This window comes from Rhizobium sp. KDH_Rht_773_N (assembly GCF_052946295.1).
Genome location: NZ_JBRFNB010000002.1, coordinates 1134081 through 1149611, shown reverse-complemented (window position 1 = coordinate 1149611; position 15531 = coordinate 1134081). Strand labels below are relative to the sequence as shown.

General features: G+C 62.4%; 16 protein-coding genes. 7 read left to right on the top strand and 9 right to left on the bottom strand.

Translation table 11 applies throughout. The annotated features are described in order from the left end of the window. The first annotated feature begins 204 nt into the window (after window positions 1–204). From phnC to ACU8HS_RS27175, 6 genes are all read left to right on the top strand, one after another. Window positions 205–1026 carry a phosphonate ABC transporter ATP-binding protein gene (gene phnC, locus ACU8HS_RS27200; protein ID WP_112757492.1) on the top strand — a complete coding sequence of 274 codons (822 nt, stop codon included), beginning with the start codon at window positions 205–207 and terminating at the stop codon, window positions 1024–1026. Between the two features lie 54 nt (window positions 1027–1080). Further along, the gene (phnD, locus tag ACU8HS_RS27195) at window positions 1081–1998 is read left to right on the top strand and encodes a phosphonate ABC transporter substrate-binding protein (protein ID WP_377312760.1); all 918 of its coding nucleotides are present in this window, start codon (window positions 1081–1083) and stop codon (window positions 1996–1998) included. Window positions 1999–2065: 67 nt separating this feature from the next. Then, complete coding sequence (gene phnE / locus ACU8HS_RS27190) at window positions 2066–2986, top strand: phosphonate ABC transporter, permease protein PhnE (RefSeq protein ID WP_113414523.1); 921 nt, start codon at window positions 2066–2068, stop codon at window positions 2984–2986. Window positions 2987–2989: 3 nt separating this feature from the next. Then, entirely contained in the window at window positions 2990–3844 is an 855-nt protein-coding gene (gene phnE / locus ACU8HS_RS27185; protein WP_113414524.1) for a phosphonate ABC transporter, permease protein PhnE, read from the top strand. Window positions 3845–3874: 30 nt separating this feature from the next. Then, window positions 3875–4684, top strand: coding sequence for a PfkB family carbohydrate kinase (locus tag ACU8HS_RS27180; RefSeq protein ID WP_447016110.1), 810 nt, complete (start codon window positions 3875–3877; stop codon window positions 4682–4684). A gap of 123 nt (window positions 4685–4807) precedes the next feature. Next, window positions 4808–5767: a S1C family serine protease gene (locus tag ACU8HS_RS27175; protein WP_447016109.1), complete on the top strand. Its 960-nt coding sequence runs from the start codon at window positions 4808–4810 to the stop codon at window positions 5765–5767. Between the two features lie 82 nt (window positions 5768–5849). Here the strand turns inward: ACU8HS_RS27175 and ACU8HS_RS27170 are convergent, their stop codons facing one another. The 7 genes from ACU8HS_RS27170 to ACU8HS_RS27140 form a co-directional block, all read right to left on the bottom strand. After that, a complete protein-coding gene (locus ACU8HS_RS27170) occupies window positions 5850–6089 on the bottom strand; it encodes a hypothetical protein (RefSeq protein ID WP_447016108.1) in 240 nt (79 codons plus the stop codon). Window positions 6090–6234: 145 nt separating this feature from the next. Continuing rightward, window positions 6235–6369, bottom strand: a complete 135-nt coding sequence (locus ACU8HS_RS27165; protein ID WP_377312750.1) for a hypothetical protein — start codon at window positions 6367–6369, stop codon at window positions 6235–6237. A 24-nt stretch (window positions 6370–6393) separates the two neighbouring features. Then, window positions 6394–6825, bottom strand: a complete 432-nt coding sequence (locus ACU8HS_RS27160) for an organic hydroperoxide resistance protein (protein ID WP_112704017.1) — start codon at window positions 6823–6825, stop codon at window positions 6394–6396. A gap of 159 nt (window positions 6826–6984) precedes the next feature. Beyond that, entirely contained in the window at window positions 6985–8310 is a 1326-nt protein-coding gene (locus ACU8HS_RS27155) for an ATP-binding protein (RefSeq protein ID WP_113414528.1), read from the bottom strand. After that, window positions 8307–9047 (bottom strand): response regulator, encoded by a 741-nt coding sequence (locus ACU8HS_RS27150; protein WP_112570719.1) that lies wholly within the window; start codon window positions 9045–9047, stop codon window positions 8307–8309. The genes ACU8HS_RS27155 and ACU8HS_RS27150 overlap by 4 nt, the downstream gene beginning before the upstream one ends. A gap of 118 nt (window positions 9048–9165) precedes the next feature. After that, window positions 9166–10206 (bottom strand): alpha/beta fold hydrolase, encoded by a 1041-nt coding sequence (locus tag ACU8HS_RS27145; protein ID WP_447016107.1) that lies wholly within the window; start codon window positions 10204–10206, stop codon window positions 9166–9168. 137 nt (window positions 10207–10343) lie between these two features. Beyond that, on the bottom strand, window positions 10344–10796 hold the full coding sequence (locus ACU8HS_RS27140; RefSeq protein ID WP_447016106.1) for a DUF488 domain-containing protein: 453 nt from the start codon (window positions 10794–10796) through the stop codon (window positions 10344–10346). 139 nt (window positions 10797–10935) lie between these two features. On the opposite strand from ACU8HS_RS27140, the gene ACU8HS_RS27135 reads away from it, so the two are divergent. After that, window positions 10936–12711 carry a cytochrome c biogenesis protein DipZ gene (locus ACU8HS_RS27135; RefSeq protein ID WP_162758079.1) on the top strand — a complete coding sequence of 592 codons (1776 nt, stop codon included), beginning with the start codon at window positions 10936–10938 and terminating at the stop codon, window positions 12709–12711. A 19-nt stretch (window positions 12712–12730) separates the two neighbouring features. On the opposite strand, the gene dhaL is transcribed toward ACU8HS_RS27135, so the two are convergent. Next, a complete protein-coding gene (gene dhaL, locus ACU8HS_RS27130) occupies window positions 12731–13387 on the bottom strand; it encodes a dihydroxyacetone kinase subunit DhaL (RefSeq protein WP_112570725.1) in 657 nt (218 codons plus the stop codon). A 51-nt stretch (window positions 13388–13438) separates the two neighbouring features. Further along, on the bottom strand, window positions 13439–15529 hold the full coding sequence (locus ACU8HS_RS27125) for a bifunctional sugar-binding transcriptional regulator/dihydroxyacetone kinase subunit DhaK (RefSeq protein WP_112570727.1): 2091 nt from the start codon (window positions 15527–15529) through the stop codon (window positions 13439–13441). Window positions 15530–15531: the final 2 nt, after the last annotated feature.

Sequence of the window (15531 nt, the reverse complement as noted above, 5' to 3'; positions counted from 1 at the left end):
CAGAGAAGCGGGATACGCCCCGCCGGCAAAATACATCCGGAAATTCCGGATGTATTACTTGATAAAAGCGCCGCAAATTGCCGGAAATATTGGAGAATTACTTAATAAAATTGTCACAGTGAGGTGTTATTTTATATTTACAGGATGATACCTAAATATAATTCAGCTTCATCTTCGGCACTTCTGGCAAGCGGAGGTCTTCCGGTGCTTGAACTTCACTCTCTGAAGAAGAATTTCGGTCAAACACACGCAGTCGATGACGTAAATCTGTCGATCGCTGCTGGGCAAATGGTCGGCATCATCGGCCGCAGCGGCGCCGGCAAATCAACCTTGCTGCGGCTGATCAACCGTCTGCTCGAGCCGACATCCGGCACGATCATGTTCGAGGGCAAGGACATTACCCGGCTGCGCGGCCGCGAGCTGCGTCTGTGGCGCGCCTCCTGCGCCATGGTGTTTCAACAGTTCAATCTGGTGGAACGCATGGATGTGCTGACGAATGTGCTGATCGGCCGCGTCGCCCGGCACGGCTTCTTCTCCTCCATGCTGCGTCGCTTCACGGATGAGGAAAAGGCCATGGCCATTCGCGCGCTCGACCGGCTCGATCTCGTGCCGCAAGCGCTGCAGCGGGCCGGCACCCTCTCGGGCGGACAGCAGCAGCGTGTCGCCATCGCCAAGGCCCTGGTACAGAACCCGAAGATCATGCTTGCCGACGAGCCGATCGCCTCGCTCGACCCGGCCAATGCGACGCGCGTCATGGAGGCCCTGCGCAAGATCAACCGTGAGGACGGCATTACCGTCCTCGTCAATCTTCATACGCTCGATACTGCCCGCAACTATTGCGAACGCATCATCGCCATGCGGGCCGGGCGGGTGCGTTTTGACGGCGCACCGGCGGATCTGACCCAGGAACGGGTCCGCGAAATCTACGGCACCGACGATTTCGACGCGGAGATCGACGAGGCCGTGACATCCACCTCATTCAACACAGGTCGCACCGCAAAAGAGAAGGTCTACCTGGCCGTGTGAGTTTCACCCGCGGCCCCGCCAGGCCACGGGCATTTTTGCAACAGGAGAGTTGGAATGAAAAACGTCCTCATGCTTGCGGCCGTGACGGCTGCGTTTGCCCTTTCCAGCCAGGCCGCCCATGCCGACGGTTGGAAAGATCAGTACAAGACGATCCGCCTCGGTGTTCTCTCGGGCGAGAACGAAAAGGACCGTATCGCGCGCCGCGTCGGTTTCCAGCAATATCTGGAAAAGGAACTCGGCGTGAAGGTCGAGATCTTCACGGCCGGCAATTACGACGGCGTCATCCAGGCGCTCGCCTCCGACCAGATCGAATTTGCCTTCCTCGGCTCCTCGGCCTATGCCGCGGCCTATACCGAGACCAATGGCGGCGTCGAGCCGCTGCTCGCCGGCCAGGAACAGGACGGTTCGACGGGCTATTATTCCGTCATCACCGTTCGCTGCGATTCCGGCTACAAGTCGGTTGACGACCTCAAGGGCAAGGTTCTCGCCTTCGCCGATCCGGATTCGACCTCCGGCTATGCCGTCCCCTATTATAACCTGGTCAAACAGGGCTACGATCCGAAGACCTTTTTCTCGGCCATCCCCTTCTCCGGTGCGCATGAAACCGGCGTCATGGCTGTCGCCAACAAACAGTTCGATGCTGCCGCGACCTACATCAACAACGAGATCAGCGGCATTCCGCAGCGCATGGAATCCAAGGGCATGATCCCGAAGGGCGAAATCTGCCGCATCTGGCAGTCTCCCGAGATCACCAACGGTCCCTTCACCACCCGCACCAACCTGCCGGCGGACATGATCGCCGAGGTCAAGGCAGCGGTAAAGGCAACGCCGGAAAAGGCACCTGAAGCCTTCAAGGAAATGAGCGGCGGCGACAACTCCACCTCCAAGGGCTATGTCGATGTCGATCACCAGCGCTACCAGTGGATCGTCGACATGCGCGACTGGCTGAAGAAGCAGCGCCGCAACGGCTGACACTTTTCGTCCACGCCAGACAACGGGAGCGCCGCGCCATCAGGCGCTCCCACGACCGGGACCAGACATGACGACCGCATCGCCCTCCATCGCCGTCCGCCAGTTCGAGGCCGAATACCGCCGCATCCGCAGTCGCGCCAGGATCGTGCAACTCGTTTCGGGCGTGCTTTTTGCCGCCGCGGTGCTGCTGACGGCCTGGACGGGCGGTTTCTTCGACATGACCGAGGTCAACCTGCCCTCGGGCGAGCGCGTCACCACGTGGAAATTGTGGGCCTCCCTGCCCCGCCTTGGCGAATATCTCTACAAGACGCTGCCGCATCTGCGCCTCGAAACGCTCGGCGGCGATCTCGCCGAATGGTTCTGGCGCTGGCCGGTCTGGCTGGAACTGCTCGGCGAAACGATCCTGATCGCCTATGTCGCGACGCTTCTCGGCGTCGTCGGCGCCTTCATCCTGAGTTTCCCTGCCGCCCGCAACCTCAGCCCCAGCGGTTTTCTGCTGATCGCCTCGCGCCGCTATCTGGAGGTCATCCGCACCGTTCCCGATATCGTCTGGGCGTTGATCTACGTCTTCTGCTTTGGCGTCGGACCGCTTGCCGGTGTGCTGGCGATCGCGACGCACGCGACGGGTTCGCTCGGCAAACTCTATTCCGAGGTCAACGAGAATATCGACATGCGGCCGCTGGAAGGCGTCAAGGCTTCCGGCGGCACCTGGTTCCAGCAGATGCGCTATGGCGTCGTGCCGCAGGTGATCCCGAACATCATCAGCTACACGCTGCTGCGTTTCGAGATCAACGTGCGCTCCTCCTCGATCATCGGTTATGTCGGAGCCGGCGGCCTCGGTCAGGAGATCCGCACCGCCATGTCGCTGCAGGAGTATACCGATCTTTCGGCGCTGTTCGTCATCATCCTCGTTACGGTCGTCGTCATCGATTTCCTGAGCGAGATGCTGCGCCACCGCATCATCGGCATCGAAAGCCCGAGTATCTGAGCCATGACCGACATTTCCTCCCTATCCGAACTGCGGCAGCGCGTGCCCGGCGCGTTTACGGTTCCGCCACGCGTGCGCATGATGCGTTATGCCGGCGCCATTGCCCTTATCCTGCCGCTCCTTGCCGGCCTCTACCTTTTCGACTTCTCGCCTGCACGCATCCTGAACGGCTTGACGCGGCTCGGCATGATCTTCTCCTTCATGTTCCCGCCCTACATCTGGACGACCTGGCAGGAATGGGGCGACGTGCTTGTCGGCCTCGGACAGACAATTTCGATGGCCTTCCTCGGAACGCTGCTTGGCGCTCTCGTCGCCTTTCCGCTCGCCTTTCTCGGCGCGAAGAACATCATGCCGCTCGGCTGGGTGCGTCTCTCCACACGGCGTGGCTTCGACGCCTTGCGTGCCGTCGAGCAGATCGTGCTTGCGCTGATCTTCATCCGCGCCTTCGGGCTCGGCCCGCTTCCGGGTGTCTTCGCCATCGCCGTTTCCGAAATCGGCACTTTCGCCAAGCTCTTTTCGGAGGCAATCGAAAATACTTCGCGCAAACCCGTCGATGGTGTTCTGGCATCGGGCGGCGGGCCGCTGCAGACCATCCGGCTCGCCATCCTGCCGCAAGCCATGCCGGTGATCCTGTCGATCATGCTTTACAATTTCGAATCCAACACCCGCTCCGGTACCATCCTCGGCATTGTCGGCGCCGGCGGAATCGGCTTTCTGCTTGCAGATCGCATTGCCGCGTATCGATGGCCGGAAGCATGGACAATCATCTTCCTGATCGTCGCCGTCGTTTATGCTATCGATCTTTCCTCCGCCTGGCTGCGTGGCAGGATCATTGGCAAGAACGACAGTCTGCGCTAGGCAACGGAAGAGCGTGGCAAGGGAAATTGAATGGCAAGGATAATGGTGATCGGCAACGCCAATGTCGATCGGATCTGGTGGCTCGACCGGCCAGTCGCGCCAGGCAGCAGGCTTTCCTGCCAGGCGATCGAGGAACGTTACGGCGGTGGCGGCTATAATACCGGCATTGTCCTGCTTGACCTCGGTCATGAGGTGACGCTCGTCACCAGCCTTTACGATGACGACAAGGGCCGCACCTACCTGAACGATCTCCGCCAGCGCGGCTTCAATACCGATTTCGTCAACCTCGTACCCGGCACCACGCCATCGGTGGAGATCCTTGTCGATCCGCATGGGGAACGCACCATCATCGCGCCAGCCGGCCGCCGCAGGCCCGGCATCGAGGCTCTGCCAGAAGTCGATGCCTCCCTTGTCTATCTCAACACGCGCGGCATGAGCGAGGCCGCATTGAAGCGGCTGGACGATTTCGATCAGGTGGTCTCACAGTACCCGCTATTCGCCGAACGCCGGCCGGCGAATGTCCTGATCGCATCGCGCTCGGACGTGAAGGGCGCGGCACGAACGGCCTGGCAGGCAGCTGCCGAGGTCGCCGGGCCGCGGCTCGAAACACTCGTCCTGACGAGCGGCACGCAACCCATCGAGATCGTCAGCCGGCGGGATCAGATTATCGTCGATGTCCCAACCACCGCCCCCGTGCGCGACACGACGGGAGCCGGGGACTATTTTGCCGGCGGTTACATCGATGCCATGGTGCGCGGCCTCGATGCCGACGCGGCGGCACTGGCCGGCTGTAAGGCCGCGGCCCAGCGCCTCGCAGCTGCAGAACATGCCGGCCCTTGAAAGACAGGCACGCAAGTCTCACCTGATATTCTCCATTGTTCACCTGTCGAACGACAGCCCTTTGCCATCAGCAGTCGCTGCCGGTCCTCAACATCGACGCCTCGCGGCGTCGGAGGAGATTTCATGGGATTCATTGATCGTGACATTCAGCCGTCGTCGGACGCCGGGCTGCTGGATGCCTATTCCGAAACGGTGTCCGGCGTCGTCGATACGGTCGGCCCGGCAGTCAGCCGCATCGAACGCATCGGCGGACGGGCGGGGCACGGCTCCGGCTTTGCCATCTCGCCTGACGGACTTGTCGTTACCAACAATCACGTCGTCGGCGATGCGAAGGCCGTTACCATCAAGACACCTGACGGTGCCGTGGTGGAGGGGCGTGTTCTCGGCCGTGACGAGGACACCGACCTTGCCCTCATCCGCGCCAATGACTGGTCCGGCGCCTGGGCGCAGCTTGCCGATTCCAAGAAGCTGAAGCGCGGGCATATTGCAGTCGCCATCGGCAACCCGCTCGGCTTCGAATGGACGGTCACTGCCGGTGTCGTCTCCGCGCTCGGCCGCTCGATGCGCGCCGCGAGCGGCCGGCTGATGGAGGATATCATCCAGACGGATGCGGCGCTCAATCCCGGCAATTCCGGCGGCCCGCTCGTCTCGTCTTCGGGTGAGGTAATCGGCGTCAATACCGCGGTCATCCAGGGCGCGCAGAGCATCGCCTTTGCGGTCGCCTCGAATACCGCCAGGCATGTGGTCTCGGAGATCCTGCGCTTCGGCGAGGTCAGGCGCGGCTATATCGGTATTGCGGCCGATACCGTCGATCTGCATCGGCGCATCGCGCTCGAGGCCGGTGTGCCGCAGCGCACGACTGTCCGTCTGCGCCGTATCGAAGATGGCGGTCCCGCCGCCAGTGCCGGCCTTCGCGAAGGCGATTATCTGCTCGCCATCGGCGGGCATCCGGTTTCGGGAATAGACGATGTCATACGGCTTCTGGACGGCGCGACGATCGATGCCGATGTCGATGTGCTGATCTTCTCCGTCGCCGGTCGGATCGAGCAACGCACTGTTCGCCCGGTGAGAAGGGCACATTGAGCGATCGCTTAGCCTGGGCGGTTAAAACGAGAACGAAGCCGAGGATCGCCTTCGTTCTCCCATCGAACCGAACCACGTCAGCTCATGCGACGAGACTTTCCGCCTCGATCTCGGCGATGAACTTGGCAACCGTCTCGCCGATGATCTCCGGATGGTCTTCCTGCAGATAGTGCAGGCCCGACCCGAGCTTCACCAGCCGGCAGTCGTGCAGGCGCCTCGCATAATCTTCGGCAACGGCAGGCGGGATGAGCGCACCCGGATCGCCGGCGAAAAGAAGCTTCGGGTAGTGCGACAAAGCCAGCGCCTCATGTGCCTTTTCCATGGTGGCGTAGACATCGGCCGGCCGCCCTGTGCCTTGACGCAGTGCAGCCGACGTGAGGATCGCGAAAAACACGCGCAAAAACAAAGGCACCCGTTGCCGGCGGGTGCCTTGAACCTTGTCTTCGACGATATCGGGCGGCGCTCGCCTACAGGGCTTCCGGTATTCCGGAGGCCGCATCAAGCAAACCAGACAGCGCCGATGGTTCGTCGGAGAATACGTCATAGACGCATGGAGCTGCAAAGACTGCCGCCCCCAGAATGATGATGATGATCCGTTTCATCGAAGCTCCTTGGACCCTGCCAGGCTATGCCTCCCCGACCTGGACAAGGTTCAGTTCGACATTGATGTTGCCGCGCGTTGCCTTCGAGTAAGGGCAGGTCTGGTGCGCTTCCTCGACAAGCGCGCGGGCGATCTCGGGCTCAAGGCCCGGCAAGCTGATGTGGAGGCGTGCTTGCAGGAAATAGGCGTCGCCCGTCACGCCGAGATCGACTTCCGCATCGACGACGGTTTCACCGGGAAGCCTGAGCTTTCGCTTGCCGGCGGCCAGGCCCATCGCACCGATGAAGCAGGCCGACCAGCCGGCTGCGAAGAGCTGTTCCGGATTGGTGCCGGCATGGGCGCTGCCCGGAGGCGAAAGCTTGATGTCGAGCTGCGCATCGCTGCTGCGGGCCGATCCGTCGCGGCCGCCTGTCGTGCGGGTCTTGCCGGTGTAAAGAACCTTTTCAATCGTGGTCATGAGAGCACTCCTTGCTTTGGTGTCGCGACCTGCGACATCTGATGACGGAGCGGTTTTGCCCTGATGACGTATCCCCCATGTTTCCAAATTCGGCCGAACTGTATCAAAACGTAGCGCCAGCTTAACCGGACATTCTCGCACACAAAGACAGGGCCAAGATCAGCTGGCGCGAATTGTGACTTCTGCGGCCAGACCGCCGCCCTCGCGATTGTAGAGCCGCACCGAACCGCCAATTGCGGCCGCCAGCTGCTGGGCGATGGCGAGACCGAGACCGGCCCCCCCCGTCTCGCGGTTGCGCGACTGCTCCAGCCGGAAGAAGGGCTGCATTGCCGCCTCCAGCATGGCATCGGGAATGCCGGGGCCGCGATCCATCACCGTAATGGCGATCGCGCCGTCATCTTTTCGCTCGACGCCGATTTCGGCGCGCCCCGCAAATTTCAGCGCGTTGTCGATGAAATTGGTCAGGATGCGGCGCAGGGCGTGCGGTTTCGTCGATGCGACGCCCTGCACGAGGCCGGCCACGCTGACGGCCTTGTCCATGTCCTGATAGTCGTAGGCGATACTGTCGATGAAGGACGAGAGATCGATGCGGGAAAATTTCTCGCCGTTGCCATGGGCGCTGCGAGCATAAGCGATACCGTCCTGCACAAGCCGCTCGATCTCCCCGAGATCACGCACCAGCTTGTCCTTTTCGGGAGAATCGTCGGCCATATCGGCGCGCAGCCGCATGCGCGTGATCGGTGTCTGCAGATCATGCGAGATTGCCGCAAGGATCTGCACCCGCTCCTCGAGATAGTGGGCAATCCGTTCGCGCATGGCGTTGAAGGCGCGCGCCGCATGCGCCACCTCGCTTGGCCCGCGCTCGCTGAGCGGCGGGCCTTTCCTGTTGGGGTCGAGCGCGTCGGCGGCAGCCGCCAATGCACCAAGCGGGCGGATCGCCTGGCGCACGGCAAACCAGGTGCAAAGCACGAGGAGCAGCATCTGGACGGCGAGCACATAGGGCAGCCATGCCGCTATCGGCATGGGCGGGCGCGGTGTGATGTCGATCGTCAAGGGGCTCCCGTCGCTCAGCGTCAGGTGCGCCTGCAGGCGGCTGATATTGCCCGGAATGGATTCCAGACGGATCGGGTATGCGCCGCCCACCGCCTCTTCGATCCTGCTGCCGATTTCCCTGCCCTTGGCGGAATTGTCTGGGACACCGGGCAGGCCCGGCCCAAGCACGAAACGGTAGTTGCCGCGGCTCAGGCGATCGAGCAGGCCGCTGCGCTGATCCGCCGGCAGGCGGTCGAGAACGGCGATCGACGTTGCGACGTCGCTTTCCAGCGTGCCGAGCATGACGGCCGTAGCCGACATGGAACGCTCGACGAAGAGGACCGTGAAGGACAGACCGTAGGCAACCGCCAGACCCAGCAGCAGAATAAGGAAAAGCCGGGCCCGCAGCGTGCTCGGCCAAAAGCCCGAACGAAGAGCGGCGGCGAGATTCATGACCTTGCCTCTTCAATCTCCACCGGAACGGAAAAGACGTATCCTTCGCTGCGCACCGTCTTGATGTAAGTCGGTTCGCGGGCATCGTCGCCGAGCCGTTGGCGAACGCGGCTGACAAGCAGGTCGATGGAGCGGTCGAAGAGGTCCGCGTCCCGGCCCTGGGTCAGGTTCAGGAGCTGGTCGCGGTTGAGGACCCGCTGCGGATGATCGATGAAGACGCGCAGCAGCCGATATTCGGCGCCGCTCAAAGCAATTTCCGTACCCTGCTTGTCGAGAAGATGCCGGCCGACCGTATCGAGGCGCCAGTCGCCGAAACGAAGCCACTGTCCGGCTTCTGAAATCTGCAGGTTGGGCGGCAGGGCGCGGGTTCGGCGCAGAACAGCCTTGATGCGTGCGAGCAATTCGCGCGCGGCAAAGGGCTTCGGCAGATAGTCGTCGGCGCCCATTTCCAGCCCGATGATACGGTCCATCTCGTCGCTGCGGGCCGTCAGCATCAGGATCGGCGTCGCCTTGTGTTTACCGGCCCGCAATTCGCGGGTGAGCACAAGCCCGTCATCGCCGGGCATCATGAGATCGAGCACGATGAGATCGACCGTGTTGCCTTCGAGAAAACTGCGCATCTGGCGGCCATCGGCGGCAACGCTCGTACGAAGGCCATTCTTCTTCAGATAGCTCGAAACCAGTTCGCGGATTTCACGATCGTCGTCGACGATCAGAATATGGTCGATATGCTCCATGTCAGGACGTCCGTATCCTCTGTCGGTCAGGCGCAAGGCATCGTCGCCATTCTCTCTTTTGACTCTGAATCGGCGGCCGCGATACAGGCAAGTGCGTTCGCCGCCGCCATGGCAGGTTTCAGAAGCGATCGACATCCAGAATTGCCTGGGCAAAGGCCTGCGGCGCTTCTTGCGGCAGGTTGTGACCGATGCCGCCAGTGATGGTGCGATGCTCGTACCTGCCGGTAAACTTTCTGGCATAGGCCGAAGGTTCCGGATGCGGCGCGCCGTTGGCGTCACCCTCCATGGTGATGGTCGGCACGGTGATCACGGGGAAGGCAGCCAGCTTCTTCTCAAGCTCGTCATACTGGCGCTCGCCGTCGACGAGGCCAAGGCGCCAGCGGTAATTGTGAATGGTGATGGCGACATGGTCTGGGTTTTCGAATGCCTTGGCGGAACGGTCGAAGGTTGCGTCGTCGAAGTTCCATTGCGGCGAAGCGAGCTTCCAGATCAGCTTGGCGAAATCGTGCCGGTTGGCCTCGTAACCCTCGCGACCGCGCTCGGTGGCGAAGTAGAACTGATACCACCAGGAAAGCTCGGCCTGCGGCGAAAGCGGCTTCCTGTTGGCCTCCTGGCTGCCGATCAGATAACCGCTGACGGCCACCAGCGCCTTGCAGCGCTCCGGCCAGACAGCGGCCAGGATATCGGCGGTGCGACCGCCCCAATCGTAACCGCCGATGATGGCCCGCTCAATTTTCAGCGCATCCATAAAGGCGATAATGTCCGAAGCGATTGCGGCCTGCTGGCCGTTGCGCGGCGTATCGGCGGACAGGAATTCTGTCGCGCCATAGCCGCGCAGGTAGGGGATCAGCACCCGATAGCCGGCATCTGCAAGGACCGGCGCCACATCGACGAAACTGTAGATATCATAGGGCCAGCCATGGAGCAGAAGCACGGCCGGCCCATTTGCCGGACCGGTTTCGGCATAGCCGACATTGAGCACGCCTGCCTCGACCCGCTTCAGCGACGCAAAGGACGTGTGCGAGCCGGCCTTGACGGTCGGCACGCCCGCCTGCGATTGCGCGGCCGCGCTGCTGGCAAGGCCGAATTCGGCCGCCGCCATGGTCACTGCGGCGACACCCAGAAAACGACGCCGCTGAAGATTGATTTGGCTGGACATTGGCTCTCTCCGTTTCGAGTTGATGGCGGGGAGAAAACAGCCTGCATGTATCACCGATGTTTCGGGCGCCTGCTTCTATTGCATGCCAATGTAGGATCCGGCCTTGCCGATACATTCGGATACAATTGGCTGCCTCTTCACCCGAGGATGCATTGGATGAGGAAAGCTCGTAGCGCGACGGCGTTATTGTGTTCGTCATCGCTGGCGGCATAGAGCAGCGTGACGTTGCCCTTCATTGCGAAATCGAGCACCTGGCTCACCTCTTCCCCCTTCTGCTGAAGCTCGGACGTGTAGCGCCGGCAGAACTCTTCCCAACGCTTCGGCTCGTGGTTGAACCAGTGGCGCAGCTCGTTGCTCGGCGCGACATCCTTTAGCCAGGCATCGAGCGCGGCATGCTCCTTGCTCACGCCGCGGGGCCAGATTCGATCGACCAGAAGGCGCGCGCCATCCGCATCTGCCTTGGGTTCATAGATTCGCTTGGTCTTAATCCTCTCGGGCCCGACCGTCATGGCAACCTCCCGCGCTGCCGACAGCAGCAAGAGGCCGCGGCCGGAGCCAACAACCGGAACAGGATAGCGCAGCCGCGACAAGCGCGCCTCCTACACTTTGGTACATTTCGCCACGAGGCCGGACACATCGGGGATACATCGCCTCGACCAGATTGGCACCGTAGCTGGTCGAGCCGCATCGCCGCCGACAACCCGATCACCGGTTTCAAAGGAAACGATGATGACGCTTCTTGTCATTGCCTATCTCGGAGGGGCGCTGACCATAGTCAGCCCCTGCATCCTCCCCATCCTGCCCTTCGTCTTTGCCCGCGCCGGACAGCCGTTCTTGCGCGGCACGCTGCCTATGCTGATCGGCATGGCCGCCACTTTCGCGCTGGTGGCAACCCTTGCCGCCGTTGGCGGAAGCTGGGTGATCAATGCCAACGAATATGGCCGTCTTGCCGCGCTGTTTTTGCTTGTGATCTTCGGCATCAGCCTGATTTCGCCGCGTGTTGCGAGTTTCATCACCCAGCCGCTCGTCGATTTCGGCAATCGCCTGCTGAACGCGTCCGGCAGGACCGGTGCTGCGCCGACCGCTGCGGGCGCACTCGTTCTCGGTGTCGCAACCGGCCTGCTTTGGGCGCCCTGCGCAGGACCCATCCTCGGCCTGGTGCTGACCGGTGCCGCATTGCAGGGCGCCAACCTGCAGACGACTTTGCTGCTGCTCGCCTATGCCGCCGGAGCAGCCACTTCGCTGGCTGTGGCACTTTGCGTCGGCGGGAAGGCCCTTGCCGGCATGAAGAAATCGCTCGGCGTCAGCGAGCGCATTCGCCAGGGTCTGGGTGGCGCCGTGCTTGCGGGCGTCGCCGTCATCGCACTCGGCCTCGATGCCGGCCTGCTTTCCCAGCTTTCCTATGCCAGTACCACATCCCTCGAACAGGCTGTGCTCGACAGGTTGAATGTCAAGCCAACCGACGGCCTGGCCCCTGAAATTGCAAGCAACGACAAGGCGATCGGTCTTGCGGATGCGACAAGGCCGTTCCACAGCGATTTGCCCATCGAAGGCCGCGCGCCGTCGCTCGATGGCGCGGTCGCATGGCTGAACTCACCGCCGCTGACGTCGGAGCAACTCCGCGGCAAGGTCGTGCTCGTCGATTTCTGGACCTATTCCTGCATCAACTGCGTTCGCACCACGCCCTATGTCCGCGCATGGGCCGAGAAGTACCGGGACCGGGGTCTGGTCGTCATCGGCGTGCACGCTCCGGAATTCGCCTTCGAGAAGAAGATCGACAATGTCAAAAGGGCCGTCGGCGACTTCAAGATCGGCTATCCCGTCGCCATCGACAACGACTACAGGATCTGGCGCGCCTTCGATAACAGCTATTGGCCGGCCCACTACCTGATCGATGCCAGGGGCCATATCCGTTATCACCATTTCGGCGAAGGTAACTACGGCCAGACCGAACAGGCGATCCAGGATCTGCTGCACGAAGCTGGCGGCGACACGGCGGCAAGCGCATTGGTGACGCCGGATGCGAAGGGCGCGGAAGCCGCGCCCGACCTGAAGCACCTCGGTTCCGGCGAAACCTATATCGGCTATCGGCAGGCCACGAGTTTTGCCTCCAGCGAGAGCATGCGCGCCGATGCCCCCAGGGACTATTCGGTCCGTCAGCCCGGTCTCAATCAGTGGGGTCTTTCGGGCAACTGGACAGTCGGGGCCGAAGAGGCGGTCCTCAATCAGGCAGGCGGCGGCCTTGCCTATCGGTTCAGCGCGCGCGACCTGCATCTTGTCCTTGGCCCGGGCGCTGACGGCAAACCGGTCCGCTTCCAGGTGCTGCTCGACGGCAAGATGCCGGGCGCCGATCGTGGCAGCGATATCGACGCCGAGGGGAACGGCACGGTGACATCGACCAGGCTCTACCAGCTGATGCGCCAGTCCAGTACCGTGGAAACGCACGAGTTCGAGATCCGCTTCCTCGATCCCGGCGTCCGGGCCTATGCCTTCACGTTCGGCTGAGCATTCCTTGGCCGGCGGATCACTCCGCCGGCTCGTTTTCCGTGAACGTCTCCTTCATCGCCTTGATGATCACGACGGCCGATGCCGCGCCCGGATCGATGTGGCCAAGGGACCGTTCGCCCAGTCGGGCTGCACGCCCGCGGGTGGCCACCATCGAACGGGTCGAGCGCGCGCCGGCGTCGGCTGCCTCCAGAATGTCGTTCCACATATCCGAGACGCCGGCCTGTCGGTCACGCGCGGCAGCTGCCGCTTCGGTTGCCGGGATCCAGGCGTCGAGCATGGTCTTGTCGCCCCGCTGCCCCTTGCCGCGGTCTCTGATGCCTGATGTCATCGCCTCGACCAGCGCGGCCTGAGCGGCGATCGAAAGCGTCTCATCCTGCTTCAGCGTCTGCGCTGCCTTGCGAAAAGCAGTGGCATAGAGCGGACCGGTCGATGCTCCGACGGCGTCGAGGAAGGCCGATGCAGCCAGCGAAAAAACCTCCGACGGCAGCATCGCATCGAGGTCATGCTTGGCCAGCTCGCCGTTCACGGCCTGAAAGCCGAGCGACATGGTGATGCCGTGATCGGCATCACCGATCGCGCCATCCAGATCGGAAAGATGATCCTTCTCGGCCGAAATCGCCACCGATATCCGGTGAAACATCCTGCTGAGGCGGCGGGCCGCGTTTGCCGACATGCGTATCCTCCCAAATCATGCAGCCCAGCCAGTGGGATGCCTTCTTGCTTTTCAGTTCACGACCCTCAGAAACGCCGTGTCGCAGGGGTGATGCAGCAGATCCGTCAGTTCCTGATCGAGATGCAGTATCGATATGGATGCGCCGACCATATCAAGCGATGTGCAATAATGCCCCACCCAGTTCGCTTCGATCCTGATGCCCTTGGCGCTCAGGCGCTGCTCCACCCGCCGGTAGAGAATATAGAGTTCCATCAGCGGCGTACCGCCGAAAGAGTTGACGAGAACGGCGACGCGATCCCCCGCCGCGGCCTTCATCTCCGAGAATATCCGGTCCATGACGACATCGACCACGGCATCGGCGCTCATCATCTTCTCGCGCATCACACCCGGTTCGCCGTGGATGCCCATGCCGATTTCGATATCGTCGGGACCGATCTCGAAATTGTGGCGGCGGGTCTGCGGAAGGGAGCAGGGCTCGAGCGCCACCCCCATCGTGAAGGTGCGGGCATTGGCTTTTCGCGTTGCCGCCTCGCAAGCATCCAGCGTCAGGCCGCGATCGCAGGCCGCCCCGGCAATCTTGAAGATGAAGAAATTGCCGGCAACGCCGCGCCGGCCGTCCCGATCCTCCAAGGGCGAGGAGGAAATATCGTCGGTCGTCACCACCGTGCGGACCTCGATATTGTCCTCGGCGGCCATTTCCGCAGCCATCTCGAAGTTCATGACGTCGCCGGCGTAGTTGCCATAGACGAAGAGCACGCCCTCGCCGCCCGATGCCGCCTTGGCGCATTGCAGGATCGGCCCGGGAGGCGGGGAGGAAAAGATGTTGCCGACCGCGACCGCGTCCGCCAGCCCCTTGCCCACATAACCGAGGAAGGCCGGCTCATGGCCGGTACCACCGCCGACGACCAGACCGACCTTGCCGGGCCGCGGGCCTGAGCGGGCAACAAGCGCGCGGTTGGAACTGTCGACCGGACGAAGGTAATTCGCATGCGCCTTGACGACACCCTCGAGCATTTCCTCGACGACATCGTCAGGATTGTTCAGGAACTTCTTGATATGCGTGCGGGCGCTGTTCGACGGCGCCGCAATCTCGCTTTCCACGCGCGGCCGCTGGGAGAGCTTTTGCGCGAACTCCGTGACGCCATCGGCATTGAGAATGCCGCGGCCGGTGGCGGCGTCCGTGATGAGCACATTGACGTAGCCGCCACGCAGTGCGGCGAGAATGGCCGGCACCTTGTCGAAGCCGCCGGCAACGGCAATGCGCATGTTGATCTTCTTCAGGAGATCGAGCGACATGCCGATGGTGCGATCGTCCAGCGGACCGGCCACCGGACGGCCATGGCCGTCGATGAAGCGGCCGGCCACGACACCGGTCGCGTCCTTGGCGAGATAATCCTGCAGCGACACGGAATCGAAAAAGCCGCTGGTGTGGATGGTGGAATTGGGGCGCATGGAGGCGATGCCGAAAACCACTCTGTTTGCCCGCGAAAGCGCTTCGAACTGGCGATCGATCAGCGGTTCGCGCATCAGCAGATCACGCACTTCGGCGCTGGATACAATGGCGGGCGCCGCAATGTTGATCAGCCGGCCGTCGACCGCATCGGCAAAAGCCGCGGCACAAAGTTCCGGCGTATAGGCGAACGTCGCGCTCGTGCCCCCCGTCGCCTGCACGACGGTCATGTCCTGCAGTCCCGGAATGGCGGCCTGCTCGCCGACCGCCATGATGGTGCGACCCCAGACAACCGCCAGCGTATCGCCCGATTTCAGGAGCTTCTGCAGCGCCTGGGCACCGGCTGCGCCGAGCCGTTCGATCAGCGGTCGGGCATTGTCGTCGCTCGGCACGACAAGACAGTCGTGCAGGCCGAAATGCCGCTTCAGCTCCTGCGCGATGGTCAACGAACTCAGGCGCGATGGTTCGATCGAGATATTGACGATGCCGCGGGCGCGGGCATCGGCGAGATAGCTGTTTACCGTCGCGCGCGAAATGCCCATGGTTTCCGCGATATCGCCCTGGGTCATGCCGTCTTCATAATAGAGCCAGCAGGCCCAGACATAGGGGTCGTCACCATAGCGCAGCGGGATGGGCTCGGCCGCGATATCCGCCGTGTTGTTCTTTCGTGCCGATGATGTCTTAGCCGTCATCC